The sequence below is a fragment of the Aureimonas sp. Leaf324 genome (assembly GCF_001423245.1).
GTDB lineage: Bacteria > Pseudomonadota > Alphaproteobacteria > Rhizobiales > Rhizobiaceae > Aureimonas.
Window position 1 is genome coordinate 230,676 of sequence record NZ_LMOH01000023.1, and the last position, 24,445, is coordinate 255,120.

The window sequence follows — 24,445 nt, forward strand, 5'->3', positions numbered from 1 at the left end:
GCCGTCCCGATCCCCGTCCGGGCCGCAGCCCGGGCGGGGTTTTTTACGTCCCGCCCTCCTGCCGGCTGGACCGTGAAGCGCGCGGGGTTCTACACCTTTACCGACGCGCGTTCGGGAGGGACCGACATGAACCACGCCCTGCAGTTCTACATCGACGGCGCCTGGGTCGCGCCCGCGACCGACGCCCGCCTCCCGGTGATCGATCCCTCGACCGAGGAAGCCTTCGCCGAGATCGCGCTGGGCGGCGCGGCCGACGTCGACCGTGCGGTGGCGGCCGCCCGCCGCGCGTTCCGGTCCTATTCGCAGACCACCCGCGAGGAACGCCTCGCCCTGATGCGCCGCCTTCACGTGGTCTACAAGGCGCGCCTGCCGGAGATGGCCGAGGCGATCAGCCGCGAGATGGGCGCGCCCCTCCCCTTCGCGCTCGGCAGTCAGGCCGGGATCGGCACGGCGCATCTCGCCAAGATGATCGAGACGCTGGAGACCTACGTCTTCGAGGAGATGCGCGGCACGACGCTGATCGCGCGCGAGCCGATCGGCGTCGTCGGCATGATCACGCCGTGGAACTGGCCGATGAACCAGATCATGTGCAAGGTTGCGCCCGCGCTCGCCGCCGGCTGCACCATGGTGCTGAAGCCCTCCGAGATCGCGCCGATGAGCGGTCTCCTCTTTGCCGAAATCTGCGACGAGGCGGGCCTACCGAAGGGTGTCTTCAACCTCGTCAACGGCGATGGGCCGGGGGTCGGAGAAGCCATGTCGCGCCATCCCGGCATCGACATGATGTCCTTCACCGGCTCGACGCGGGCCGGCATTCTCGTGGCAAAGGGCGCCGCCGACACGATCAAGCGCGTCCATCAGGAGCTCGGCGGCAAGTCGGCCAACATCCTCCTGCCCGACGTCGATCTGGAGACCGCCGTCACGAAGGGCGTGCAGGGCTGCTTCGGCAATTCGGGTCAGAGCTGCAACGCGCCGACGCGCATGTTCGTGCCGGCCGACCGTCACGACGAGGCGGCGGCCATCGCCGCGCGCGCGGCCGATGGCTTCAAGGTCGGCCCGGCCGATGCCACCTCGACCCAGCTCGGCCCGGTCGTCAGCCAGGTCCAGTACGACAAGATCCAAGGGCTGATAGAGACCGGCATCCGCGAGGGTGCGCGGCTCGTCGCCGGCGGCCCCGGCCGGCCCGACGGCCTGAACCGCGGCTATTTCGTGCGCCCGACCGTCTTTGCGGGCGTCACGCCCGACATGACCATCGCTCGCGAGGAAATCTTCGGCCCGGTGCTGTCGATCCTCTCCTACGAGACCGAGGACGAGGCGGCCGAGCTCGCCAACGACACGGTCTACGGGCTCGCGTCCTACGTCCAGTCGGCCGACCCGGAGCGGGCGCGCGCCTTCGCGCGGCGCATGCGCACCGGCAACGTCTACATCAACTATCCCGCCTGGGACGCGGGCGCGCCGTTCGGCGGATACAAGCAGTCGGGGAACGGGCGCGAATATGCTGAGTTCGGGCTGGACGAGTTCCTGGAGATCAAGGGGGTCGTCGGCTGGGGCGCGTGAACCTTCGGGTGAGCGGTCGTGGTCGATAACGCGGACAATTGCTTTCCGCCCCGTTTGGTGACAAGGGAGCCGCCGGTCGGAATCTGCGGGTCGCCGAGGGGCGTCCCGCGTCGGGTGAAGAGGCTTCATGGCCGTCGAAATCGAGCGCAAGTTTCTTGTGATCGGCAATGCCTGGCGCGAGCGCGCGGTGCGCGTCAGGACCCTTCGGGACGGACTGGTCAGCCAGGGCTCCAACGGCAAGGTCCGCGTGCGCCGCGACGGCGAGACGGCATGGCTGACGGTGAAGGGAGCGCGCTCGGGCATCTGCCGCAGCGAGTTCGAGTACGAGATCCCGGTCGCGGACGCGGAAGACATGCTCGGTGGGGTCTGCACCGGCCAGATCATCGAGAAGGACCGGTTCGAGGTTCCGCACGAAGGGCACCTCTGGGAGGTCGACGTCTTCCGCGGGGCCCTGGCCGGCCTCGTCTGGGCCGAGGTCGAGCTCCATCACCCCGACGAGGTCTTCGCGGTGCCCGACTGGGTGGGGCGCGAGGTGACCGGCAATCCCCTCTATCGCCATACCGCGCTCCTCAACGCCTTCGCGGCCAACGACGGGCGGACCGAACTGCGGGAATGGCTGGCCGAAGCCTGAGTGGCAGGACGGCACGGCTGACCTTTCGCCGCATTCGTCACCCACAAGACGAGCGTCGGAAACCCATCGGAGAATCGGCCTTGTCCGCAGTCCGCCTGTTCGCCCCTCTCGCTCTCGGCACCGCCCTCGCCTTCGCCTCGCCCGTCCTGGCGCAGGATGCGCCGCCACCCCCGGCCCCGCCGCCCGCGCGCGTCAGCGTTTCCGGCGAGGGGCTGGCCCGGGGCGCGCCGGACCTTGCCGTCACGCAGCTGACCGTCATGCGCTCGGCCGCAACCGCCGCGGACGCGCTGGGGCAGGTCAACACCGCGATGGACGCCGTGCGCGGCGCGATGCCCTCGTTCGGCGTCGAGGCCCGCGACCTGCAGACCTCGGGCTTCCAGATCTCGCCGCAGTATCGCTACGACAACCGATCCGACGGCACGCAGGCGCCCCCGGTCCTGACCGGCTACGAGGTCCGCAACACCCTGTCGGTCAAGGTCCGCGACCTCGCCAAGCTCGGCGAACTCCTCGATCGCGCGGTGCAGCTCGGCGTCAACGAGGGCGGATCGATCTCCTTCCAGATCGAGGACGATGCGGCTCTGCGCGATGCCGCGCGACGCGACGCCGTCGCCCGCGCGCGCTCCAGCGCCACGGTGCTCGCCGAAGCGGCGGGCCTGAAGCTCGGCCGCGTCGTCACGATCGAGGACACGGCCAGCGGCTTCGTTCCCCTTCCCCCGCCGATGCCGATGGGCGAGATGCGGATGATGGCGAACAGCTCCGCCAAGGTTCCGGTCGAGGCCGGCGAGAACACGATCTCGGCGCAGGTGCGGATCGTCTACGAACTCCAGCCCTGACACACACGAAAAGGGGCGGCCCGCAAGAACTGCCCCTTCATCATTTCGACGCCTCGAAGGTTCAGCGGTAGCCGATCACCGGGCAGCCGCGATCCTGCGCGAAGCGCAGCGAGGTCGGGTAGCCGCGCTTGTAGCCGGCCACGACGACCGCGCGGTTGTTCACCCGCACCACGTCGGCGCCGCGCACGCCCATGTCGCGGGCCTTTCGCAGGGCGAGGCGCGGCGAGCATTCGCCACGGCGCGGGCCGCGGTCACCCCAGCGCTCTGCGCGGTGCGGACCCCGGTCGCCCCAGCGCTCGCCATGGCGCGGGCCGCGATGCTCCCACCGGTCGTGGCGCTCGCCCCGAGAGTCGACAAGCATGATACCGGCGGCATCGCGCGGCGCAGCGCTCGCGACACTGGCCGCCCCGAACGAGCCGAGAAGCGTCGCCGCGACGAGGGTGGAACGGATCAGGCTGGACAGCATGGACAAATCTCCTGTCGAACAAGGCGCGCCGAACGCGCGTCGTGACGCATGAGATAAGCCAGCCTTCCTGAATTGCCGCCGTCCGCCCCGTTCATCCCTCGTTCAGCATGGGGAGAAAACCGCGGGTTCTTGCCGCGCCGCACCATTGCCCGACGCAAAGCGTTCACGGACACACCGTAGCGTGTGCCAGGGTTACAGGTGCGGACGATATGCAGAAAATCACGTCGTTCTGGAACGAGCAGGCCAACGTCATGCGGGATCTCGGCGCGCGTCATGCCGCCTTCGCCGCTGCATGGCTCTTCGTCACGGCGATTCTGGCGTTCACCGCGCCCTGGATCGCGCCGCTGTCCCTCGCCGGCTGCGTCGCGACCGTCCTCGTCCTCGCGCACCTGCGTCGCGATCTTCATCGCACCCACCAGGAACTCGCCCGCGTGCGCGACGAGCAGGAGGCGCTGGTCGAGCGCCACGTCATCGACGAGATCACCGGACTTCTGACCCGGCGCGCCTTTCTCGAGGCGGCGAGCGCGGGCATGAAGAACCGCGACGGCGGCACCTCGCTCGCCTTCTTCGCGCTCGACATGGACAACCTCAAGGTCCTGAACGACAGCTTCGGCCACCGCGCGGGCGATTTCGCGCTGTCTCATATCGCAACGACGCTGAAGCGCCTCGTGCCGCGCGTGACCGCCGGGCGTCTCGGCGGCGATGAGTTCGCCTTCGTCCTGCCCTGCGCCGACGAGGCGGAGGCGCTGGCCTTCGGCGCACGGTTCGGCCAGGCGCTCAACACGCCGGTCATGGCGGGCGGACGGCGCCTGTCGCTCTCGGCGAGCCTCGGCGTCGTGATGGTGCCCGAGCGCACGGTCTACCTGTCGGAAGCCATGCAGTTCGCCGACGTCGCGCTCTACGCGGCCAAGAGCGCCGGGCGCAACAAGACCGCCGTCTTCGACGCCGACATGCTGGCCGAGCTCAAGCACCGCCGCCTGATCGAGCGCGAACTGCGGGCGGCGATCCTCCTCAACGAACTCGACGTCCACTACCAGCCGATCAGCGGCCTCGACGGGAAGCTCGTCGCGGTCGAGGCTCTGCTGCGCTGGCAGAGCCCGTCGCGGGGCAACATCTCACCGGCCCGCTTCATCCCGATCGCGGAAAGCACGGCGCTGATCGACCAGCTCGGCGAGTGGGTCCTGCGCCGGGCCCTGTCGGACGCCCGTGCATTTTCCGACCTCCGGATCTCCGTCAACGTCTCGGCCAACCAGCTGAAGCGCGACGACGTCGTCGACATGGTGGCGCGGGTTCTCGCCGAGACCGGCCATGCGCCGAGCCGCCTGACCCTCGAACTCACCGAGTCGGCGGCGATCCAGACGACGCCGGACATCTGCCGCCGCCTGCAGGCGCTGCGCGACATGGGCATCCGCATCGCGCTCGACGACTTCGGCACAGGCTTCAGCGGCTTCGACTACCTGCGCCACCTGCCGGTCGACTGCATCAAGATCGACCGCAGCTACATCGCGCGCCTGGGCGACAGTGAGACCGACAACGTCCTGGTCTCGGCCCTTTCGAGCCTTGCCAATGCCATGCGCCTTTCGGTGGTGGCCGAAGGCATCGAGACCGAGCGGCAGATGTTGCTGGCTCGGGCCGCAGGCTGCACCCTGTTCCAGGGCTATCACCTCGCGCGGCCGATGCCGAAGGCGGATCTCCTGCGCTTCCTCGACCGCGATCTCAGGCAGTGCGCTTGAAACCTGGAGTTGTTATGATCCCGTTCGATCCGGCCCCGTTGCGCCGGCCCGACCGGGACACGACCCCATGCCGACCGTCATCGCGAAGCTCCTCGACACGCGCTGGTTTCCGCCGCTCGCCCGGCTGATCCTCACCTTCTGCTTCTGGGGCAGCGGCCTTGCGAAGCTCGCCGACTTCGACGCGGCAACCGCCGAGATGGCCTATTTCGGCTTCTCGCCGCCCGCGCTGATTGCCGTTCTCGTCATCGTCGTGCAGCTCGTCGGCTCCGCCCTGATCGTGGTCGACCGCGCAGCCTGGCTCGGAGCCGGCATGCTCGCGACCTTCACCGGCCTGACGATCCTCCTCGTCCACGACTTCTGGACCATGACCGGACCGGAGGCGATCGGCCATTTCCACACCGCGACCGAGCATGTCACGGTGATCGGCGCGATGATGGTGGCAGCGCTCCTGTCGCGCCGCACCCGCACCGCCCCCGCGACCGATCGCATCCGCAACGCGACCGCCTGATGGAGATACGAAAAAGGGCGCCCCCCCGAGGGAGCGCCCTTTGATCCGTCGTCCGTCCGCCTGGCCTCAGCTGTCGAGGAACGAGCGAAGCTTCCGTGACCGGCTCGGGTGCTTGAGCTTGCGCAGCGCCTTCGCCTCGATCTGACGGATGCGTTCGCGCGTCACCGAGAACTGCTGGCCGACCTCTTCCAGCGTGTGGTCGGTGTTCATGCCGATGCCGAAGCGCATGCGCAGGACGCGCTCCTCGCGGGGCGTCAGCGACGCCAGCACCCGCGTCGTCGTCTCGCGCAGGTTCGCCTGGATCGCCGCGTCGATCGGCAGGATCGCGTTCTTGTCCTCGATGAAGTCGCCGAGGTGCGAATCCTCCTCGTCGCCCACCGGCGTTTCGAGCGAGATCGGCTCCTTGGCGATCTTCAGGACCTTGCGGACCTTCTCCAGCGGCATCGCCAGCTTCTCGGCCAGCTCTTCCGGGGTCGGCTCGCGGCCGATCTCGTGCAGCATCTGGCGCGAGGTGCGCACGATCTTGTTGATCGTCTCGATCATGTGCACCGGAATGCGGATCGTGCGCGCCTGATCGGCGATCGAGCGGGTGATCGCCTGCCGGATCCACCACGTCGCATAGGTCGAGAACTTGTAGCCGCGGCGGTACTCGAACTTGTCGACGGCCTTCATCAGGCCGATGTTGCCCTCCTGGATGAGGTCCAGGAACTGCAGGCCGCGGTTGGTGTACTTCTTGGCGATCGAGATCACGAGGCGCAGGTTCGCCTCGACCATCTCCTTCTTGGCCTGCCTGGCCTCGCGCTCGCCCTTCTGCACCATGTGGACGATGCGGCGGAACTCGGTGATCTCGAGGCCCGTCTCGGTGGCGAGGTTTTGGATCTCCTGGCGGAGGTTGCGGATGCCGTCCTTCTCGTTCTGGACGAACTTCAGCCAGCCCTTGCCCGAGAGGTTCGCGATCGACTGCGTCCAGTTCGGGTCGAGCTCCGAACCCTGGTAGGTCTGAAGGAACTCGTCGCGCTTCACGCCGTGGCTTTCGGCGAGGCGGAGAAGCCGTCCCTCGTTGCCGACGAGCCGCTTGTTGATGTCGTAGAGCTGGGCCACCAGCGCGTCGATGCGGTTCTGGTTGAGGGACAGGCCCTTCACCGCCGCGACGAGGTCTTCCTTCAGCTTGCGGTACGAACGCTCCTGCGAGGAGGACAAGGTGCCCTGAGCCGCCAGGCGGTTCTCGACCTGCTGGTCCTGCAGCTTGCGCAGACGCTTGTAGTTCTCGGCGATCGCGTCGAAGGTTTCCATGACCTGCGGACGGATCTCGGCCTCCATCGCTGCGAGCGAGAGCGAGTTCTCGAGGTCGTCCTCGTCGTCCTCCTCCTCCTCGCCGGGGCGCAGCTCGCCGTTCGGCGCGGGAACGCCGCCCACCTCGGCGCCCTCGACCGGCGCGGACGGCATCTTGGCCTCGGGGCCGGCATAGGTCGCCTCGAGGTCGACGACCTCGCGGAGCATGATGTTGCCCTCGTTCAGCTCCTCGCGCCAGATGATGATGGCCTGGAAGGTCAGCGGGCTCTCGCAGAGGCCCGCGATCATCGTCTCGCGACCGGCCTCGATGCGCTTGGCGATGGCGATCTCGCCCTCGCGCGACAGAAGCTCGACCGAGCCCATCTCGCGCAGGTACATGCGCACCGGGTCGTCGGTCCGGTCAGACGTTTCCTTCTTGGTCGTGGTGGCGACGGTTCCCGTCGTCGCCTCGGCGACTTCGGTCGAGCCGGACTCTTCGGACTCCTTCTCCTCCTCGTTGTCGCCTTCCTCGTCCTCGACGACGTTGATGCCCATGTCGGACAGCATCGACATGAGGTCTTCGATCTGCTCGGAGGTCACGTCCTCGGCGGACAGAACCGAGTTCAGCTTGTCCATCGACACGAAGCCGCGCTTCTTGGCGGCCTTGATCATCTTCTTGACGGCGTCGTCCGACAGGTCCAGCAGAGGACTGTCAGGCGTCTCCTGACGCTCCTCGACGGCGGCCTCGCCTTCCTTGACTTTCGTCGCCATGTGCATTCGTCTCCATCTGGCGCGGTGCGGCTTGCGGAAAGCGACGCCTCCCGCGCCTATTCCCGCCAGCCATAACCGCCGGCCGTGAATGATCGATTAACCATGACCCTCGGCGGGTCGCGGTCGATCGGTCGGTTCAAACCATTTCCAACCGGCGGAAGAGCCGGGCCCGCATCGAGCGGGCGCCGGCATCCGGCCGATGCGTGTTTCGTCTTTCCTGCCGCGAAGTCAAGGGTTTGAAGCATCGCGAATGAATTCGTGGAGCCGACGCCCCATCCTCGCGGGGGGTCGCCGACGGGATTTCAGATACCCTTGGCCGGCCGGCCAGACAGCAGTCCAAACCCGTCAATCAGCGCCTCGGTTCCCGCCAAATTGTTGATTTCCCGATGGATCTCGACCAACTGCGCATGAGCGAGCTCGTCTCCGTCGGTCGCCAGCGCGGCCTCGGCCGCCCGGAGCTCCCTATGTAGTGACAGGTATCGGTGCTGCAAGTGCAGCGCCTGGCGCACCGCCTCGCGCGCGTCTTCCAGCGCCGCGTGCGGCAGGAAGCTCCAGAGACGCACCGCCTGCAGCTTGGCTTCGCAGGCCTGGAAGGGCACCAGCAGCATGCGCCGGTCGAGTTCGGCGAGGATTTCGTCGCGCGAATGCGGCTGACCGTCGGCATAGACGTCGATCACCGCCGAGCGAAGGCGTTCGAGTTCGGGGCTCGTGAGTTCGAGATCGGCGAAATAGTCGAAGGCCTCGCGCAGGAGCAGCGGGTGGTTCACGAAACCGACGAGGATCGACATCTCGCGCATTGGCGCCGCGCTCGCCCGAGCGCCGCCGCCGAGCAGCGCACTGCGGGCCAGACGGTCGGACACCGGCGACCGGCGACCGGCCCCCGGCGCCGCGCTTCGGCGGGCACCGCCGCCCCCACCTCCACCGCGGCCGTCCTCGCGCCGCCGGTTGTTCCAGTCCCCGCGCCCGCCCCCGCCGCGCGAAGGCGCGGGGCCGAAGAAACCCGCCAGCCGCTCCTCGACGTCCTGGAGGTAGTGGCGGCGCACGCTTTCGTCGCCGATCTGGCGCATCATGCCCTTCAGGCGCCCCTCCAGCTCGGCGCGGCGCTCGGGCGTGTCGAAGCTGCCGCCGCCGGTCTCGCGCATCCAGATGAGGTCGGCGAGCGGGCGGGCGCGGTCGAGCACCTCGCGCATCGCTTCCGAACCCGATGCGCGCAGGAGATCGTCGGGGTCCTTGCCGTCGGGCAGGAGGGCAAAGCGCAGCGAGCGGCCGGGGCGAAGGAGAGGCAGCGCCAGCTCCGCCGCCCGGTTGGCCGCCTTCAGGCCCGCCGCGTCGCCGTCGAAGCAGAGGATCGGCTCGGGCACGGTGCGCCAGAGAAGGTCGAGCTGGCGCTCGGTCAGGGCCGTGCCGAGCGGGGCGACCGCATTCTCGAAGCCGCCCTGGTGCAGCGCGATCACGTCCATGTAGCCTTCGGCCACGATCAGCGTGTTCGAACCCTTGGACGCCCGCCGGGCGGAAGCGAGGTTGTAGAGCACCTGCCCCTTGTGGAAGACGTCGGTCTCGGGGGAATTGAGGTACTTGGCGGGAACGCCCGCCGCCAGCGCTCGGCCGCCGAAGGCGATGGGCCGTTCGCGGACGTCGAGGATCGGAAACATCACGCGGTCGCGGAACCGGTCGTAGGACACCGCGATCCCCTCGCCGTGCACCACCATGCCGGCGCCCTCGATCTCGGCCTTGCCGACGCCGCGGCCAGCGAGGAACTCCTTCAGCCGGTTGCGGCTGTCGGGCGCATAGCCGATGCCGAACGCCTTCTGGACGACGGGGTTGAGGCCGCGGTCGCGCAGGTAAGCGCGAGCCTTCGCACCGTCCGCCTCCTGCAGCGTCTGGCGAAAGAACTCGGCCGACAGGCGCAGCGCGTCGAGGAGCGTCGCCTGGGCGTCCTGACGCTTCTCCTCCTCGCGGTCGCGCGCGGGCATCGGCAGGCCCGCTTCGCCGGCCAGCCGCTCGACGGCCTCGGGAAAGCTCATGCCCTCGAGTTCGGTGAGAAAGCGGAAATGATCGCCCGACACGCCGCATCCGAAGCAGTGGTAACGGCCCTTGGCGTCCTCGCAGTGGAACGAGGGCGATTTCTCGCCGTGAAAGGGGCAGCACGCCCACCAGTCGCCCTTCGACGACTGCGTCTTGCGGCGATCCCAAACGACGCGCCGTCCGATCACGTCCGAGATCGGAATGCGGGCACGGATCTCGTCGAGGAACTGGGGCGGAAAGCGCATGGAGTTCATATCGGCTCACGCGGCGCCGAATGCCATAGGTTTCGCTGGGTTCGCCGCTTGTCCACCTCGATCCACAGGCGCGGTCCGGCTTTGACGGATCGTGGCCGGGCGCTTAATCCAGAGGCCGGAGAGAAACGCCGGACACCAGAGCCCATGGACCAGACCCCCGCCATCCTGCCCGAGTTGCAGTCGCTGCGGAACTCGATCGACAACATCGACGCGGCGATCGTCCATATGCTGGCCGAGCGCTTCCGATGCACCCAGCGCGTCGGCGTCCTGAAGGCGGAAAACGACCTGCCGCCGGCCGACCCGGCGCGCGAGAAGCGACAGGTGGCGCGGCTGCGAGACCTTGCGGCTTCCGCCCAGCTCGACCCGGATTTCGCCGAGAAGTACCTCGCCTTCGTGGTGCGCGAGGTGATCCGCTACCACGAGGCGGCGGCGCGAGAACTCGCCGAGAAGTCGGCAGGATGAGCGCCGCGGCCTTCGATCCCGGCGCGACGCTCAAAGGGACGCGCCTGACGGTGCGAAAGCTCGCGCCCGGCGATCTCGACGGGCTTCACGCTGCGGCGTCCGATCCCGGAATCTGGGCCGGCCATCCCGCAAAGGACCGCTGGAAGCGCGAGGTGTTCGAGCCGTTCTTCACGACGCTCATCGCGCTCGGCGGCGCGGTCGCGGTGGAGGACCGCGAGGCGGGCCGGATCGTCGGGGGATCGCGGTTCTACGTGCCGCCCGATCAACCGGGCTCGATCGCGATCGGCTTCACCTTCCTCGACCGCAGCCACTGGGGCGGCCCCGCGAACTTCGAACTGAAGACGCTGATGCTGACCCATGCCTTCCGGCATTTCGACGAGGTCTGGTTTCACATCGCGCCGAGCAACATCCGCTCGCAGAAGGCGACCGCCAAGCTTGGAGCGGTCCACGCCTACGACGCGCGGCTCGACCTGTCGGGCCAGCCGACGGACTGGCAATGCCATCGGCTCGCGAAGGCGGACTGGGAAAAGGTTCTGGCGGCGCGCGGCTAGCTGAGGAGGCCGCGCATCACGCTGCCGGCCTCGATGAGGTTCAGCTTGTCCTGATAGCGCTCCTTCAGCGCGTTCATGCAGCGGCCGACATCGCGCAGCCCCTTGGAGCCGGTGTCGGACACGATCTGCCGGCAGGCCGCCTCGATCTCGCCGCTCGGCACGGGTGCCGGGAGCAGGCTGCGGATCATCTCGGCAGTGGCGTGCTCGGCGGCGGCCTCCTCGACCCGGCCGGCCTCGCGAAGCGTCGTCTCGGCGCTCTCGCGGTGGCGGATCATGCAGTGGAGGAAGCCCACGATGTCGGCGTCCTCGGGGCGGCCCTTGCCGGCCTCGCGGAACGCCGCCTCCTTGTCCTTGAGACCGGCCGCGACCAGCCGAAGCGTCGCGATGCGGCGCTTGTCGCCGCTGGCCATGGCCGCCTGCAATGCGTCTGCGATCTGATCGCGCATTCCAACTCGTCCTGTTCGTCGGCGCGGGCGCCTTTGCGGCGCTCTCTTGCGCAGGTCGATCCCCTCCCGTCCGAGACGGACGAGAATGATCGTGTCAGCTTGTGGGAAAATGGTGTGGTTTCGGATGACCGGAAGCGGTCCGCAGCCCTGGCGCTTGTCGAATCCCGTGGATAACTCAAGGCGTTCACCGATCGCCGCATGGCTCTGCCGGCCGCCGCCGCGATCAAGGTTGATGAAGGATTAATGACGCCTGCGGGCTTTGGCAAGCGTACGCCTGCCATGCTCCACAGTCATGCATGATCCGGGCTCTCGGCCACGCGAAGGGTTGCGCCGAAGGGCCGATGGCGCGATATGGACGCTCCGGAAGGGTGCGCCCGCGCTCCACGCGCCGATGGCCCCCGAAGGATCTCAAGGAGTAGAGACGATGAGCGACGCCTGGACGCAGAGGAAGCCCACGGCCCTGCTCGTGCTGGCCGACGGCACGGTGGTCGAGGGCGACGGCATCGGCGCGGTGGGCGAGGCGCTCGGCGAGGTCTGCTTCAATACGTCCCTCACCGGCTACCAGGAGATCCTCACCGACCCCTCCTACGCCAAGCAGATCGTCACCTTCACCTTTCCGCACATCGGCAATGTCGGCGCCAACGACGAGGACATCGAGGATCTCGTGCCCGACAACACGATCGGCGCGGTCGGCGCGATCTTCCGCGCCGAGGTGTCGGCGCCGTCGAACTACCGCTCGGCCGGCGGTCTCGATGCCTGGCTGAAGAAGCGCGGCGTCGTGGCGCTGTCCGGCGTCGACACGCGCGCGCTCACCGCTCTCATCCGCGACAAGGGCATGCCCAACGCCGTGATCGCGCACAACCCGGACGGCGTCTTCGACATCGAGGCGCTGCGCGCCAAGGCCGCCGCCTGGAGCGGGCTCGTCGGCCTCGACCTCGCGCAGGACGCCGGGTCGAAGCAGGAGGACGCCTGGGTCGAGGGTCCCTGGTCGTGGAACCGCGGCTACGACGCGGGCCGCGAGCCGGCCTACACGATCGTCGCGATCGACTACGGCGCCAAGCGCAACATCCTGCGCCTGATGTCGGGCCACGGCGCGCGCGTCGTGATCGTGCCGCCGACGGCCTCGGCCGCCGACGTCCTGAAGCACGAGCCGGACGGCATCTTCCTGTCGAACGGCCCGGGCGACCCGGCGGCGACCGGCGAATATGCCGTGCCGGTGATCCAGGAACTTGCCAAGTCCGGCATTCCGATGTTCGGCATCTGCCTCGGCCACCAGCTTCTCGCGCTGGCGCTCGGCGGGCGCACCGAGAAGATGCACCAGGGCCATCACGGCGCGAACCATCCGGTGAAGGACTTCACGACCGGCAAGGTCGAGATCGTGTCGATGAACCACGGCTTCGCGGTCGCGGCGGACACGCTGCCCGAGAGCGTCGAGGAAACGCACGTTTCGCTCTTCGACGGCACCAATTGCGGCCTGCGCATGAAGGACGCCCCGGTGTTCTCGGTGCAGCACCACCCGGAAGCCTCGCCGGGACCGCAGGACTCGCACTACCTCTTCGCCCGTTTCTTCGAGATGATCGACGGGCATCGGAGGAAGACCGCGGCCTGACCGCAGACAAAGAGCCGAAAACGAATAAGGGCGCCGGAGTGGATCCGGCGCCCTTATTCGTTTTCGCACACGTGGGACGACCGTCTCGTGCTGGAGGTCATGCAGCCTTGAACAAGTGAAGAACGCGGCGGACCATCGCATGGATGCCGCAGCTGAACGTGGCGTGGCGGTGGAGATCGTCGCGGCCGCGGTCGGCGCCGAGGGCGGAGCGGCTGACGATGAGGTCGGCAAGCATCGGGTCTATTCCTTTCGGGTTGTCAGTCCTCGCTGATCGAAGGTCGAACGGGCCTTCACGATGATAAGATATGCACTCTGTGCGCTTTTGGAATACGAAAGAAGCGCACAGCGTGCATTTTTCTTGTGCCGACTGACCGTTCTGATTACGGGGTCGGACCGGGCATGACGAATCATGCGCCTCGAAGTTTAAGCCGGGCTGAACGGCCGAGATCGAATGGATTCGATGATGGATTCGGAAAGCTTCCGCGACTGGCGCCGCTCCATGGGCTGGAAGCAGAAGGACGCTGCGGACCGTCTCGGCCTGAAGAAGCGGGTCATCCAGTACTACGAGAAGGGCGACCGCGACGGAAAGCGCGTCGAGATCCCGCTGACCGTCGAACTCGCGTGCCTCGCGCTGTCGATCGGCGCGCGCCACTACGACGGCCGTCCCCTGCCCCAAAGCGCCGCCGATCTCGCGGGCCGCGCGCGTTCCGTGCCCGATCCATCCACAATCGCGTCGATCGACTGACGGTTCACTCTTTCGCAGCGCGGCGGGTTTGCCTATAAGCCGGCCTTAGCCTGAAGAATGCCTCGCCCCAGACCCTCGTCCGCTCCCCGCGGCCGGGGCCATCCGCGCGCACGAAACAAAGACGGACCGCCATGCCCAAACGCGACGACCTCAAGACGATCCTCATCATCGGCGCGGGTCCGATCATCATCGGTCAAGCGTGCGAGTTCGACTATTCCGGCACGCAGGCCTGCAAGGCGCTGCGCGACGAAGGCTACCGGATCGTCCTCGTCAACTCGAACCCGGCGACGATCATGACCGATCCCGATCTCGCCGACGCCACCTATATCGAGCCGATCACGCCCGACGTCGTCGCCAAGATCATCGCCAAGGAGCGGCCGGACGCGATCCTGCCGACGATGGGCGGCCAGACCGCGCTCAACACCGCGCTGTCGCTGAAGCGCATGGGCGTCCTCGACAAATACAACGTCGAAATGATCGGCGCCGACGCGACGGCGATCGACAAGGCCGAGGACCGCGCCCTCTTCCGCGAGGCGATGGCCAAGATCGGGCTGGAGACGCCGAAAAGCTACCTCGCCAACGCAACGGAGGCCAAGCAGGCCGACCGCCTCGCGCACGAGGAGAAGCGCGCCGAGACGATCCGCTCGACCGAAGCCGGCCCGGCGCGCGACGAGGCGCTCAGCCTGCTCGAGACCGAGTGGAACCTCGGCGAGACCGACCGCAAGCAGCGCTACATGGCGCGCGCGATGGGCGCCGCGGCGGAAGCTTTGGAGCATGTCGGCCTGCCCGCCATCATCCGCCCCTCCTTCACGATGGGCGGCACGGGCGGCGGCATCGCCTACAACCGCTCGGAGTTCTTCGAGATCATCGAGGGCGGCCTCGACGCCTCGCCGACGACCGAGGTGCTGATCGAGGAATCGGTGCTCGGCTGGAAGGAATACGAGATGGAAGTCGTCCGCGACCGCGCGGACAACTGCATCATCGTCTGCTCCATCGAGAACGTCGACCCGATGGGCGTCCACACGGGCGATAGCATCACCGTCGCGCCGGCGCTGACGCTGACCGACAAAGAATACCAGATCATGCGCAACGCCTCGATCGCGGTGCTGCGCGAGATCGGCGTCGAGACCGGCGGCTCCAACGTCCAGTTCGCCGTGAACCCGGAGAATGGCCGCCTCGTCGTCATCGAGATGAACCCGCGCGTCTCGCGCTCGTCGGCGCTGGCCTCCAAGGCGACCGGCTTCCCGATCGCCAAGATCGCCGCCAAGCTCGCGGTCGGCTACACACTGGACGAGTTGAAGAACGACATCACCGGCGGCGCGACCCCGGCCTCGTTCGAGCCGTCGATCGACTACGTCGTCACCAAGATCCCGCGCTTCGCCTTCGAGAAGTTCCCGGGCGCCTCGCCGGTTCTGACCACCGCGATGAAGTCGGTCGGCGAGGTGATGGCGATCGGCCGGACCTTCGAGGAATCGCTGCAGAAGGCGCTTCGGGGCCTCGAGACCGGGCTCGACGGCCTCGACGAGATCGAGATCCCGGGCCTCGGCGAAGGCGACGACAAGAACGCGATCCGCGCCGCGCTCGGCGTCCCGACCCCGGACCGGCTGCGCATGGTCGCCCAGGCGCTGCGCGAGGGTGCGACCAAGGAGCAGGTGCACCGCTCCTCCAAGATCGATCCCTGGTTCATCGACCGCTTCCAGGCGATCATCGACCTCGAGACCCGCGTCAGGGAGCACGGCCTGCCCCAGGACGTCGACAACCTGCGCTTCCTGAAGTCGGCGGGCTTCTCCGACGCGCGCCTCGCCAAGCTGTCGGGCCAGTCCGAGGCCGAGGTGACGGCGCTGCGCGAGCGGCTCGACGTGCACCCCGTCTTCAAGCGCATCGACACCTGCGCCGCCGAGTTCGCCTCGCCGACCCCCTACATGTACTCCACCTACGAGCGGCCCTTCGCGGGCGAGGTGCGCTCGGAAGCCGGCGTGTCGGACCGTAAGAAGGTCGTCATTCTCGGTGGCGGCCCGAACCGCATCGGCCAGGGCATCGAGTTCGACTATTGCTGCTGCCACGCCGCGTTCGCGCTGCGCGACGCCGGCCTCGAAGCCGTCATGGTCAACTGCAATCCCGAGACGGTCTCGACCGACTACGACACCTCGGACCGTCTCTACTTCGAGCCGCTGACGGCCGAGGACGTGCTCGAGATCCTGCGCGTCGAGAAGAGCCGCGGCACGCTGCACGGCGTGATCGTGCAGTTCGGCGGCCAGACGCCGTTGAAGCTCGCCGAAGCCTTGGAGAACGCCGGCATCCCGATCCTCGGCACCTCGCCGGACGCGATCGATCTCGCCGAGGACCGCGACCGCTTCCAGAAGCTGCTGCACGACCTCAACCTGCGCCAGCCCAACAACGGCATCGCCCGCTCCGTCGAGGAAGCGCGCACGATCGTCGAGCGCATCGGCTACCCTGTCGTCATCCGCCCGTCCTACGTGCTCGGCGGGCGCGCGATGGAGATCGTGCGCGGAGACACGCAGTTCGAGCGCTACATGAAGGAGGCGGTCGTCGTCTCCGGCAAGTCGCCGGTGCTGATCGACAGCTACCTGTCGGACGCGACCGAGGTCGACGTCGACTGTCTCTGCGACGGCACCGACACGTTCGTCGCCGGCATCATGGAGCATATCGAGGAGGCCGGCATCCACTCGGGCGACTCGGCCTGCTCGCTGCCCGTTCACTCGCTCAGCCGAGAGATCACCGACGAACTGGAGCGCCAGACGCGCGAGATGGCCTTGGCCCTGAAGGTGGGCGGCCTGATGAACGTGCAGTTCGCCATCAAGGACGGCGACATCTACGTCCTCGAGGTGAACCCGCGCGCCTCGCGCACCGTTCCCTTCGTCGCCAAGACGGTCGGCTCGCCGATCGCCAAGATCGCCGCGCGCATCATGGCGGGCGAGACGCTGGAAGCGGCCTTTGCGGCCTATGGCGGCAAGCCGGACGTGAAGAACCTGAAGCATATCGCGGTCAAGGAAGCGGTCTTCCCCTTCGCGCGCTTCCCCGGCGTCGACACGCTTCTCGGCCCCGAAATGCGCTCGACCGGCGAAGTGATGGGCCTCGACACCGACTTCGCCCTCGCCTTTGCCAAGTCCCAGCTCGGCGCCTCCGTCGATCTGCCGCGCGACGGGACGCTGTTCGTCTCGGTGCGTGACGGCGACAAGGAGAAGATGCTCCCGACCGTGCGCCGCATGGCCGAGCTCGGCTTCCGCATCTCGGCGACCGAAGGCACGCACCGGTTCCTCGCCGGCCACGGGATTGCCGCCGAGAAGGTCAACAAGGTGCTTGAAGGCCGCCCGCATATCGAGGATGCTATCCGCAACCGGCAGGTGCAGGTGGTGCTCAACACGACGGAGGGCGCCAAGGCCTTGTCGGATTCACGGTCGCTGCGTCGCGCCGCCCTCATGCACAAGGTGCCGTACTACACGACGCTGGCAGGCATGCAGGCAGCCGCCGAGGCGATCGCGGCCCTGAAGGCCGGCAGCCTTGAAGTCCGGTCCCTGCAATCCTACTTCTCGGCAGCCTGATCGTCAGGAAGGCCCGTGGTCTTCCGGCCCGGGCCTCATGCAGAGTGTGCCGGCTGGTCCCCGCTGGGGTCCGGCCGTTCTTATGTCCTGCCCGGCACCTGTGCGGCCGGGTCGGGCTCCACGAGAGAGCGTCCGACTGCCGAGCCGGATGCCGCGACAGGTAAGGGTTGAGGGCATGGAAAAGGTCCCGATGACGAGTGCCGGCTTCGAGTCCCTGAAGGAGGAACTCCGCCGCCGTCAGCAGGAAGAGCGTCCGCGCATCGTCGAGGCCATCTCGGAAGCGCGCGCCCACGGCGACCTGTCGGAGAACGCCGAGTATCACTCCGCCAAGGAGGCGCAAAGCCTCAACGAGGGCCGCATCGCCGAACTCGAGGATTACACGGCGCGAGCTGAGGTGATCGACGTCTCGAAGCTGTCGGGCGATAAGGTCAAGTTCGGTGCCACGGTCAAGCTGATGGACGAGGACACCGAGGAGGAGAAGGTCTACCAGATCGTCGGCGACCAGGAAGCCGACGTGAAGCAGGGCCGCATCTCGATCTCCTCCCCCATCGCCCGCGCCCTGATCGGCAAGGGCGAAGGCGACACGGTGGAAGTCGCCGCCCCCGGCGGCGCGCGCTCCTACGAGATCCTGGAGCTGCGCTGGGTTTGATCGGCGAGAGGCTATGAGCGAGGCGAAGGCCAGGATCTGGAAGCTTTCCGAGTTCCTCCTCTGGGAAGAGGGACAGGAGCGGCGCTTTGAGCTGGTCGAGGGCCAGGCGGTTCTCGTGGCGGGGGGCACCCAGGCCCACGCGCTCATCGCAGCCAACATCGTCTCGAGCCTCCGCCCGCTCCTGCGCGGCTCGCCGTGCCGCCCCGGCGGCTCGGATCTGCGCATCCCCATCGTCGAGACCGGCAACGTCCGCTATCCCGACGTCACGGTCGACTGCGGTCCCTTCCGGCCCGAGGCGCACGACGCCTCGGAGCCGCGCGTCGTCTTCGAAGTTCTGTCTCAGTCGACGGGGTGGTACGACCAGACGCGCAAGCTTCGCGATTACGAGCGCGTGCCCTTCATCCGTCAGTACATCTGCGTTTCCCAGTCGGAACTCCGGGTGAGCCTCTGGCTCCGCGACGAAGGCAACAGACTGGTGCCTCAGGACGACGTGCTTGCCGGCAGCGTCGCGATCGATCTCGACGGGTATTCGCTCGATTTGCCGCTGGCCGATATCTATGACGGGACGGGCCTTTTGCCGGCACAGCGGCTGGCCTGAATCGACGCGTGGCTCCTCCCGAAGTATCCCCGTCCGACATCCTCGTCGTCGCCCCCAATTTCAAGCGCCGCCTGTCGGGCGTCACCTCGACCATCATCCAGCTCGTGCCGGAACAGGCCAAGCGACTGCCGATCGCCGCCCTCGGTCCGGGCCTCCCCGAACACCTGCCGAAACTGCGCTGGCGCGATCTCCTCCGGTTCCGGCACCGGCCGAACGGCCGGCCGTTCCGTATCTGGCATGCCCGCCGCAACGTCGAGATGCTGCCCGGCATCGTTCTGCGCGACGTCCTGCGCATGCCGCTGCGCCTCGTCTTTACCTCCGCCTCGCAGCGCCGCCACACCGGCTACACGCGCTGGCTGATCGACCGGATGGACGCGGTGATCGCGACCTCGGCGCGCTCGGGCGCCTATCTCACCGTGCCCCACACGGTGATCCACCACGGCATCGACCTCGCCCGCTTCCGCCCCCATCCCGAAGGCGCGGCGGCCGCGCGCGGCGAGATTGGCCTCGACCCGGCCCGACGCACCGTCGGCTGCTTCGGCCGCGTGCGGCACCAGAAGGGCACCGATCTCTTCGTCGACGCGATGATCGCGCTCCTCCCTCGCCGCCCCGGCTGGCAGGCCGCTGTCGCCGGCCGCGCGACCGCCGAGCACATCGCCTTCGAGGCCGAACTGAAGCGCAAGGTCGCGGCCGCCGGTCTCTCGGACCGCATCCTCTTCGTCGGCGAGCATCGCGACATCGAGCGCTGGTACGAGGCGCTCGACCTCTTCGTCGCGCCCCAGCGCTGGGAGGGTTTCGGCCTGACGCCGATGGAGGCCATGTCCTGCGGCGTGCCCGTGGTGGCCGCCGATGTCGGCGTCTTCTCCGACGTCGTGACGGACGGATGCGGCACGATCGTCCCGTCGAACGACCTGCCGGCGCTGACGGCCGCCATCGAACCCTTCCTCGACGACGAGCCACGCCGCACAACGGCGGCCGACGCCGCCCTCGCCAAGGCCCGCACCGAGTTCGCTCTCGCCCGCGAAGCCGACGAGATCATCGCCGTCTACGAAGGCTTGTGGGCATCCAGTTGATTTCGAACGTGCTGGTTTCGTTCCTGGATCTCGCCCTCCGAGAGAACCGTGCCGAATGCGTTCACTTTGATTCTGGCTGCCAACATCTGCTCCGCGCCGAGATCGACCTCCAACAGCAAAATCAGATACTTCTCGTTCCGAACTCCCACGACATTACGTCTGTTCTTTGGCCTGTAGATCGTCCCCAGTAAGCAGTGAGAAACTCCATTTCCGGTCTCGATCTGGCATTCCACATGACGATACTGGTCGAATTCGACATGATCCGGGATGCCTTCGAAACGGAAGAACTGGATCATGTATGTGTTCCCTCCAATAGGGAAGAAATCGATGTCCCGCGACCTCAGATCCATGGATCTAACACGCCCCTAAACAAAGTCGTTCCAGTCTAACGTCGTCCGCTCGTATCGCGCCATGCCCAGCCGCATCAGGTGATAGCGCGTGAGCCCGACCTGTGTGCCGATCCTGCGGAGGAGAAACGGCCAGTTCTCGCGGCGGAGGCTGGAGCGCTTGCGGACGGCCTGGATGGACGTCGCCGGATCGACGCCGGCCTTCAGCCCCCGCGCCTCCAGGATATGCGCCTGCACCACAAGCGCCGGCTCCGCCTGCCAGGAGACGAGCCCGGCGAATCCATGCAGGAAGGCGTCGACCGGTGCCGCCCCACGCCGCTCGGTGCGTTCGAGCAGCTTGACCGCCCCCGACGGCCAGAGGAGGTAGCCGGCCGAGCCCGACTTGTCGCGATACATGCGTCGCACAGCAAAGCCGCCGCCGCCGAGCACCGTCGCCCGCCGCGCCGCGAAGCGCTTGCGGTCGAAGCTCTCGAGGTTGAGGAAGTCCGCGCCCTTGAAGGTCGTCAGCGCCGGCAATGCGGCCCCGATCCGCCGCGAGAGGACCGCGTCGTCCTCCAGAACCAGCACCGGCCCGCTCGCCCGCGCAACCTCTTGCCAGATCGCGTGATGCGACAGGAAGCAGCCGAGCTCCGGCCCGCTCAGGGGCCGCTCCCAGCGCCCGTTCAGCCGCGCGTCCACGTCGGCGGAGATGTCGCCCGTCTCCACCGCCCGCACGCGCTGGAGCACCAGGCCGAGCCGCACCCCTTGCGCCTCCATGAAGGCGCGGCGCTCCACCGCCCGGTCGAGATTGATGAACACCACCCGCATCAGTCCCTCCAGAAACCCGGCGACAGGATCACGAGCACGGTGACGATCTCGAGCCGCCCGATCAGCATCAGGAACGACAGGATCCAGAGCGCGGGCGCCGACAGCGAGGAGAAGTTGCCCGCCGGCCCGACGACCTGCCCGAAGCCCGGGCCCACATTGCCGACCGCCGTCAGCGAGGCGGAGAAGGCGGTCAGGAGTTCGAGCCCGCAGATCGACAGCGCCGTGGTGCCGAGAAGCAGCGACAGGAAGAACAGGAAGATGAAGATCGTGACGCTCTGCAGCGTCTCGATCGAGATGTCGTCGTGGCCGTATTTCAGCCGCTGCACGGAATGGGGCCGGATGACGCGCGCGAAGTTCGCCCGCATCAGCGCGTAGAGGATGATGATCCGGTTGACCTTGATGCCGCCGGCCGTCGACCCGGCGCAGCCGCCGATGAACATGGCGAGGAAGAAGATGCCGATCGCCGCGTTCGACCAGAGCGTGAAGTCCTCAGAGACGAAGCCGGTGGTGGTGATGACCGACACGAGGTTGAAGGTGGACGACAGGAGCGCCTCGTCGATCGGCACCTCGTTGATCAAGACGCGCGTCACCGCGAGCGCCAGCGAAAGGACGACGCAGAGCACGAGGAACAGGACGACCTGCGGATCGCGCCAGCGCTGGAAGCGCCGGGGCAGGAAGATGCGGATGTAGAGCACGAAGGGCAGCGAACCGGCGATCATGAACACCGTCGCCACCATCAGGATCGCGTCGCTCTGGAAGAAGCCGAGGCTCTCGTCATGGGTGGAGAAGCCGCCCGTCGCGAGCGTCGACATCGCGTGGTTGAACGCGTCGAAGAGGCTCATGCCGAGCGCGAAATAGAGCATCGCGCAGACCAGCGTCATCACGCCGTAGACGGCGACGATGCCGGAGGCGAGCTGGCTGACGCGCGGCAGGAGCTTGCCCGAGCGGTCGGAGCTCTCCAGCTGGAAGAGCGCCATGCCGCCGACGCGCAGCGACGGCAGGATCAGGAGCGCCATGCCGATGATCCCGATACCGCCGAGGAAATTGAGGAGCGAGCGCCAGAGGAGCAGCCCGCGCGGCAGGGCGTCGAGGCCGGACAGCGCCGTCGCGCCGGTCGTGGTCAGCCCCGACATCGCCTCGAACACGGCAGCCGCAAACGACAGTTCGGTCTCGGCGAAGTAGAGCGGCAGCGACGCCGTGACGGTCGAGACCAGCCAGATCGTCGTCACCAGCAGGAACCCGAAACGCGGTGTCGGACGCACGCTCGCGCCGCGCGTGGCGACCGCGATCAGCGTGCAGACCGCGCCGACGACGCCGCCCGTACCGACGAAGACGACCCAGTCGCGGTTGCCGTCGGACAGGTCGACCAGCGCCGGCAGCAGCATCGCCCCCGACAGGATCAGCCCGAAGATCGCGGCCACATGGCTGATGGTCCTGACGATGGCCCTGCTTCCCCGACGAGCGGCCGCGCCGCCCCGCCGGCCGAACCTTCCCTGCTTCTAGAGGTCGGGGCGCGGGGGAGACAAGCCGTCCCCCCGCGCCGCCGCGATCATCCCCCGATCATGCCGGCCGACTGCTGCTCGACCAGCGCGCGGTAGAGGCCGCCGGAGCGCAGCATCAGCTCGGCCGGCGCGCCGTCCTCGACGATCCGCCCCCGGTCGAAGACGAGGATGCGGTCGAGCGAGCGTACGGTCGACAGCCGATGCGCGATGACGAGCGCGGTGCGGCCCGCCATCAGCCGCTCGGTCGCCGCCTGGATGAGGTGCTCGGACTGCGAATCCAGCGCCGAGGTCGCCTCGTCGAGGACGAGGATCGGCGCATCCGCCAGGAAGGCGCGGGCGAGCGCGATGCGCTGGCGCTCGCCGCCAGAGAGCTTCACGCCCCGTTCGCCGACCAGCGTGTCGTAGCCGTCGGGCATCCGGGCGATGAAGGCATCGGCATGGGCGAGCCGCGCCGCCGCCTCGATCTCCTGGCGCGTCGCCTCCGGCCGGGCATAGGCGATGTTCTCGGCGAGCGTCCGGTGAAACAGGATCGATTCCTGCGGCACCACCGCGATCCGCCGCCGCAGCGAGACCTGAGCGACCGCGGCCACGTCCTGCCCATCGACGAGCACCCGGCCGCCCGCCACGTCGTGCAGCCGCTGGATGAGCTTGACGAAGGTCGTCTTGCCCGACCCCGAGGGCCCGACCAGCCCGACGCGCTGTCCGGCCGGAATCGCGACCGACAACCCGTCATAGAGCGGCGTCGCGTGGGCGCCGTAGTGGAAGCGCACGTCCTCGAAGCGGATCGCGCCCGGCCCCGGCACGATGGCGGGCGCGTTCGGGGCATCGCGCACCTCCGGCCGTTCGTCGTGGAGATCGACCAGCTCCTCCAGTTCGTTGACCGAGCGCTGGAGGTTGTTGACGTGCATGCCGATGTCCCGGAGGTAGCCGTGCAGCACGAAGTAGGTCGTCAGGATGTAGGTGACGTCGCCGGGCGAGGCCTCGCCGCGCCACCACAGGAGGACGGCGACCCCCGCGATGCCGATGCGGATGCCCCAGAGCACGACCGTCTGCAGCGTGCCCAGCCAGGTGCCGCGCATCCAGGTGCGACGCGTGCCGATCGCCCAGGCCCCGAGCGCCTCGCCGAGCCGCGCCTCCTCGCGCGCCTCCGCGCCGAACGCCTTGACGACGCCGTTGCAGGCGAGGGCGTCGGCGATGACGCCGCCGACCCGCGTGTCGAGCCGGTTGGAGATGCGCGAGATCGGCGCGACCCAGCGCGTCGACAGGACGACGGTCATCGCGACGTAGAGGACGGCGCCGGTTCCCATCGCGAGCCCCATCACCGGCCACTGCGCGCTGAGGAGCGCCACGGTCCCGACCAGCATCACCATCGAGGGCAGGAGCGCCAAGAGCAGGATGTCGTGCAGGAGGTCGAGCGCCCACATGCCGCGCGTGATCTGCCGCACCACCGAGCCGGAGAAGCTGTTGGCGTGCCAGCTGGCGGAGAAGTGCTGCACCCGGCCGAACGTCCCCTCCCCGACGCGCCGCATGATGCGCAGCGTCATCGGCACGACGCTCGCCCAGGCGCAGTGGCGGGCCGCGACGAAGACGATCCCGAGCGCGGCCATCGCGCCGAGCGCCTGCAGCGCCGGGCCGAGCTCGCGCGTCTCGCCGGTCGCCGACAGCGCATCGACGAGGCGGCCGGCGTAGAACGGGATCAGGATGTCGGCGAGCGTCGCCAGCGTGATGCAGCCGGCGACCGAGAACGCCAGCGGGCGCTCGTCCCGCCAGTTGGCGACGGTGAAGGATAGCGTTCTGCGGATCGCGCCCGCACGATCGGCCTTGGTGGTCACGGACATGGCTCGACTACGGCAACGGATGCCGTCCCTGCCCCACGCGGCGCATCAAGGGCGCCTCGGAGCGTTCGATCGGAAGGAAGTGGCCGGCGGAACCGGCGCGACGGGTGGCGGAGGAGCGCTCAGGCCTGAGGCGGGAGCGGTCGCAGTCCGGCAGGGCGAAGGATCGACGGATGGATGTTCATGCGCCCTCCCTTCGGGTTCGTCGCGG

The 24,445-nt window shown here is 68.1% G+C and carries 22 protein-coding genes; 13 read left to right on the forward strand and 9 right to left on the reverse strand.

The genetic code is table 11. From position 1 onward, the window contains the following. Nucleotides 1–126: 126 nt before the first annotated feature. The 3 genes from ASF65_RS13360 (at nucleotide 127) to ASF65_RS13370 (ending at nucleotide 3,018) form a co-directional block, all read left to right on the forward strand. Nucleotides 127–1,554 carry an aldehyde dehydrogenase family protein gene (locus ASF65_RS13360; protein WP_055890070.1) on the forward strand — a complete coding sequence of 476 codons (1,428 nt, stop codon included), beginning with the start codon at nucleotides 127–129 and terminating at the stop codon, nucleotides 1,552–1,554. Between the two features lie 127 nt (nucleotides 1,555–1,681). Beyond that, a complete protein-coding gene (locus tag ASF65_RS13365) occupies nucleotides 1,682–2,185 on the forward strand; it encodes a CYTH domain-containing protein (protein WP_055890072.1) in 504 nt (167 codons plus the stop codon). Between the two features lie 80 nt (nucleotides 2,186–2,265). Then, entirely contained in the window at nucleotides 2,266–3,018 is a 753-nt protein-coding gene (locus ASF65_RS13370) for an SIMPL domain-containing protein (RefSeq protein ID WP_244486661.1), read from the forward strand. 61 nt (nucleotides 3,019–3,079) lie between these two features. On the opposite strand, the gene ASF65_RS13375 is transcribed toward ASF65_RS13370, so the two are convergent. Further along, on the reverse strand, nucleotides 3,080–3,484 hold the full coding sequence (locus ASF65_RS13375; RefSeq protein WP_055890074.1) for a hypothetical protein: 405 nt from the start codon (nucleotides 3,482–3,484) through the stop codon (nucleotides 3,080–3,082). A gap of 209 nt (nucleotides 3,485–3,693) precedes the next feature. On the opposite strand from ASF65_RS13375, the gene ASF65_RS13380 reads away from it, so the two are divergent. Both ASF65_RS13380 and ASF65_RS13385 read left to right on the forward strand, forming a co-directional pair. Beyond that, complete coding sequence (locus ASF65_RS13380; protein ID WP_055890076.1) at nucleotides 3,694–5,217, forward strand: bifunctional diguanylate cyclase/phosphodiesterase; 1,524 nt, start codon at nucleotides 3,694–3,696, stop codon at nucleotides 5,215–5,217. 67 nt (nucleotides 5,218–5,284) lie between these two features. Further along, entirely contained in the window at nucleotides 5,285–5,725 is a 441-nt protein-coding gene (locus tag ASF65_RS13385; RefSeq protein ID WP_055890078.1) for a DoxX family protein, read from the forward strand. Nucleotides 5,726–5,791: 66 nt separating this feature from the next. Here the strand turns inward: ASF65_RS13385 and rpoD are convergent, their stop codons facing one another. Both rpoD and dnaG read right to left on the reverse strand, forming a co-directional pair. Further along, a complete protein-coding gene (gene rpoD, locus ASF65_RS13390; RefSeq protein WP_055890079.1) occupies nucleotides 5,792–7,768 on the reverse strand; it encodes an RNA polymerase sigma factor RpoD in 1,977 nt (658 codons plus the stop codon). Nucleotides 7,769–8,070: 302 nt separating this feature from the next. Next, nucleotides 8,071–10,038 carry a DNA primase gene (dnaG, locus tag ASF65_RS13395; protein WP_055890303.1) on the reverse strand — a complete coding sequence of 656 codons (1,968 nt, stop codon included), beginning with the start codon at nucleotides 10,036–10,038 and terminating at the stop codon, nucleotides 8,071–8,073. A gap of 153 nt (nucleotides 10,039–10,191) precedes the next feature. Here dnaG and ASF65_RS13400 point away from each other — a divergent pair, with 153 nt between their 5' ends. Together ASF65_RS13400 and ASF65_RS13405 are read left to right on the forward strand one after the other, a co-directional pair. Further along, nucleotides 10,192–10,509: a chorismate mutase gene (locus ASF65_RS13400; RefSeq protein ID WP_055890081.1), complete on the forward strand. Its 318-nt coding sequence runs from the start codon at nucleotides 10,192–10,194 to the stop codon at nucleotides 10,507–10,509. Beyond that, nucleotides 10,506–11,060 carry a GNAT family N-acetyltransferase gene (locus ASF65_RS13405; protein ID WP_082505568.1) on the forward strand — a complete coding sequence of 185 codons (555 nt, stop codon included), beginning with the start codon at nucleotides 10,506–10,508 and terminating at the stop codon, nucleotides 11,058–11,060. Before ASF65_RS13400 ends, ASF65_RS13405 begins: the two co-directional genes overlap by 4 nt. Here the strand turns inward: ASF65_RS13405 and ASF65_RS13410 are convergent. Then, nucleotides 11,057–11,506 carry a GatB/YqeY domain-containing protein gene (locus ASF65_RS13410; RefSeq protein ID WP_055890083.1) on the reverse strand — a complete coding sequence of 150 codons (450 nt, stop codon included), beginning with the start codon at nucleotides 11,504–11,506 and terminating at the stop codon, nucleotides 11,057–11,059. The genes ASF65_RS13405 and ASF65_RS13410 overlap by 4 nt on opposite strands. Before the next feature lie 424 nt (nucleotides 11,507–11,930). Between ASF65_RS13410 and carA the strand changes: the two genes are divergently transcribed. Then, nucleotides 11,931–13,115 (forward strand): glutamine-hydrolyzing carbamoyl-phosphate synthase small subunit, encoded by a 1,185-nt coding sequence (gene carA, locus ASF65_RS13415; protein ID WP_055890085.1) that lies wholly within the window; start codon nucleotides 11,931–11,933, stop codon nucleotides 13,113–13,115. A gap of 97 nt (nucleotides 13,116–13,212) precedes the next feature. Here carA and ASF65_RS21495 read toward each other — a convergent pair whose 3' ends face one another. Then, entirely contained in the window at nucleotides 13,213–13,350 is a 138-nt protein-coding gene (locus tag ASF65_RS21495) for a hypothetical protein (protein WP_156369312.1), read from the reverse strand. 225 nt (nucleotides 13,351–13,575) lie between these two features. On the opposite strand from ASF65_RS21495, the gene ASF65_RS13420 reads away from it, so the two are divergent. The 5 genes from ASF65_RS13420 to ASF65_RS13440 all read left to right on the forward strand — a co-directional run bounded on the left by ASF65_RS13420 (nucleotide 13,576) and on the right by ASF65_RS13440 (nucleotide 19,743). Further along, on the forward strand, nucleotides 13,576–13,860 hold the full coding sequence (locus ASF65_RS13420; protein WP_244486662.1) for a helix-turn-helix transcriptional regulator: 285 nt from the start codon (nucleotides 13,576–13,578) through the stop codon (nucleotides 13,858–13,860). Nucleotides 13,861–13,991: 131 nt separating this feature from the next. Further along, nucleotides 13,992–17,423, forward strand: a complete 3,432-nt coding sequence (gene carB / locus ASF65_RS13425) for a carbamoyl-phosphate synthase large subunit (protein WP_055890087.1) — start codon at nucleotides 13,992–13,994, stop codon at nucleotides 17,421–17,423. Nucleotides 17,424–17,598: 175 nt separating this feature from the next. Continuing rightward, a complete protein-coding gene (gene greA, locus ASF65_RS13430) occupies nucleotides 17,599–18,072 on the forward strand; it encodes a transcription elongation factor GreA (protein ID WP_055890089.1) in 474 nt (157 codons plus the stop codon). Nucleotides 18,073–18,085: 13 nt separating this feature from the next. After that, the gene (locus tag ASF65_RS13435; RefSeq protein ID WP_055890092.1) at nucleotides 18,086–18,670 is read left to right on the forward strand and encodes a Uma2 family endonuclease; all 585 of its coding nucleotides are present in this window, start codon (nucleotides 18,086–18,088) and stop codon (nucleotides 18,668–18,670) included. An 8-nt stretch (nucleotides 18,671–18,678) separates the two neighbouring features. Then, nucleotides 18,679–19,743, forward strand: a complete 1,065-nt coding sequence (locus ASF65_RS13440; protein ID WP_055890094.1) for a glycosyltransferase family 4 protein — start codon at nucleotides 18,679–18,681, stop codon at nucleotides 19,741–19,743. On the opposite strand, the gene ASF65_RS13445 is transcribed toward ASF65_RS13440, so the two are convergent. From ASF65_RS13445 to ASF65_RS13460, 4 genes are all read right to left on the reverse strand, one after another. After that, nucleotides 19,716–20,039: a hypothetical protein gene (locus tag ASF65_RS13445; RefSeq protein WP_156369313.1), complete on the reverse strand. Its 324-nt coding sequence runs from the start codon at nucleotides 20,037–20,039 to the stop codon at nucleotides 19,716–19,718. The two genes, ASF65_RS13440 and ASF65_RS13445, sit on opposite strands and share 28 nt — an antisense overlap. Before the next feature lie 69 nt (nucleotides 20,040–20,108). After that, nucleotides 20,109–20,897 carry a glycosyltransferase family 25 protein gene (locus ASF65_RS13450; RefSeq protein ID WP_055890098.1) on the reverse strand — a complete coding sequence of 263 codons (789 nt, stop codon included), beginning with the start codon at nucleotides 20,895–20,897 and terminating at the stop codon, nucleotides 20,109–20,111. Continuing rightward, nucleotides 20,897–22,294, reverse strand: a complete 1,398-nt coding sequence (locus ASF65_RS13455; RefSeq protein WP_055890308.1) for a TrkH family potassium uptake protein — start codon at nucleotides 22,292–22,294, stop codon at nucleotides 20,897–20,899. The genes ASF65_RS13450 and ASF65_RS13455 overlap by 1 nt, the downstream gene beginning before the upstream one ends. Nucleotides 22,295–22,446: 152 nt before the next feature. Further along, nucleotides 22,447–24,237 (reverse strand): ABC transporter ATP-binding protein, encoded by a 1,791-nt coding sequence (locus ASF65_RS13460; protein WP_055890100.1) that lies wholly within the window; start codon nucleotides 24,235–24,237, stop codon nucleotides 22,447–22,449. Nucleotides 24,238–24,445: the final 208 nt, after the last annotated feature.

Bases quoted from the DNA above. Each gene is read 5' to 3' on its own strand.
- ASF65_RS13360 (WP_055890070.1), top strand. From the start codon at position 127: ATGAACCACGCCCTGCAGTTCTACATCGACGGCGCCTGGGTCGCGCCC.
- ASF65_RS13365 (WP_055890072.1), top strand. From the start codon at position 1,682: ATGGCCGTCGAAATCGAGCGCAAGTTTCTTGTGATCGGCAATGCCTGG.
- ASF65_RS13375 (WP_055890074.1), bottom strand. From the start codon at position 3,484: ATGCTGTCCAGCCTGATCCGTTCCACCCTCGTCGCGGCGACGCTTCTC.
- ASF65_RS13380 (WP_055890076.1), top strand. From the start codon at position 3,694: ATGCAGAAAATCACGTCGTTCTGGAACGAGCAGGCCAACGTCATGCGG.
- ASF65_RS13385 (WP_055890078.1), top strand. From the start codon at position 5,285: ATGCCGACCGTCATCGCGAAGCTCCTCGACACGCGCTGGTTTCCGCCG.
- rpoD (WP_055890079.1), bottom strand. From the start codon at position 7,768: ATGGCGACGAAAGTCAAGGAAGGCGAGGCCGCCGTCGAGGAGCGTCAG.
- dnaG (WP_055890303.1), bottom strand. From the start codon at position 10,038: ATGCGCTTTCCGCCCCAGTTCCTCGACGAGATCCGTGCCCGCATTCCG.
- ASF65_RS13400 (WP_055890081.1), top strand. From the start codon at position 10,192: ATGGACCAGACCCCCGCCATCCTGCCCGAGTTGCAGTCGCTGCGGAAC.
- ASF65_RS13405 (WP_082505568.1), top strand. From the start codon at position 10,506: ATGAGCGCCGCGGCCTTCGATCCCGGCGCGACGCTCAAAGGGACGCGC.
- ASF65_RS13410 (WP_055890083.1), bottom strand. From the start codon at position 11,506: ATGCGCGATCAGATCGCAGACGCATTGCAGGCGGCCATGGCCAGCGGC.
- carA (WP_055890085.1), top strand. From the start codon at position 11,931: ATGAGCGACGCCTGGACGCAGAGGAAGCCCACGGCCCTGCTCGTGCTG.
- ASF65_RS21495 (WP_156369312.1), bottom strand. From the start codon at position 13,350: ATGCTTGCCGACCTCATCGTCAGCCGCTCCGCCCTCGGCGCCGACCGC.
- ASF65_RS13420 (WP_244486662.1), top strand. From the start codon at position 13,576: ATGATGGATTCGGAAAGCTTCCGCGACTGGCGCCGCTCCATGGGCTGG.
- carB (WP_055890087.1), top strand. From the start codon at position 13,992: ATGCCCAAACGCGACGACCTCAAGACGATCCTCATCATCGGCGCGGGT.
- greA (WP_055890089.1), top strand. From the start codon at position 17,599: ATGGAAAAGGTCCCGATGACGAGTGCCGGCTTCGAGTCCCTGAAGGAG.
- ASF65_RS13435 (WP_055890092.1), top strand. From the start codon at position 18,086: ATGAGCGAGGCGAAGGCCAGGATCTGGAAGCTTTCCGAGTTCCTCCTC.
- ASF65_RS13445 (WP_156369313.1), bottom strand. From the start codon at position 20,039: ATGATCCAGTTCTTCCGTTTCGAAGGCATCCCGGATCATGTCGAATTC.
- ASF65_RS13450 (WP_055890098.1), bottom strand. From the start codon at position 20,897: ATGCGGGTGGTGTTCATCAATCTCGACCGGGCGGTGGAGCGCCGCGCC.
- ASF65_RS13460 (WP_055890100.1), bottom strand. From the start codon at position 24,237: ATGTCCGTGACCACCAAGGCCGATCGTGCGGGCGCGATCCGCAGAACG.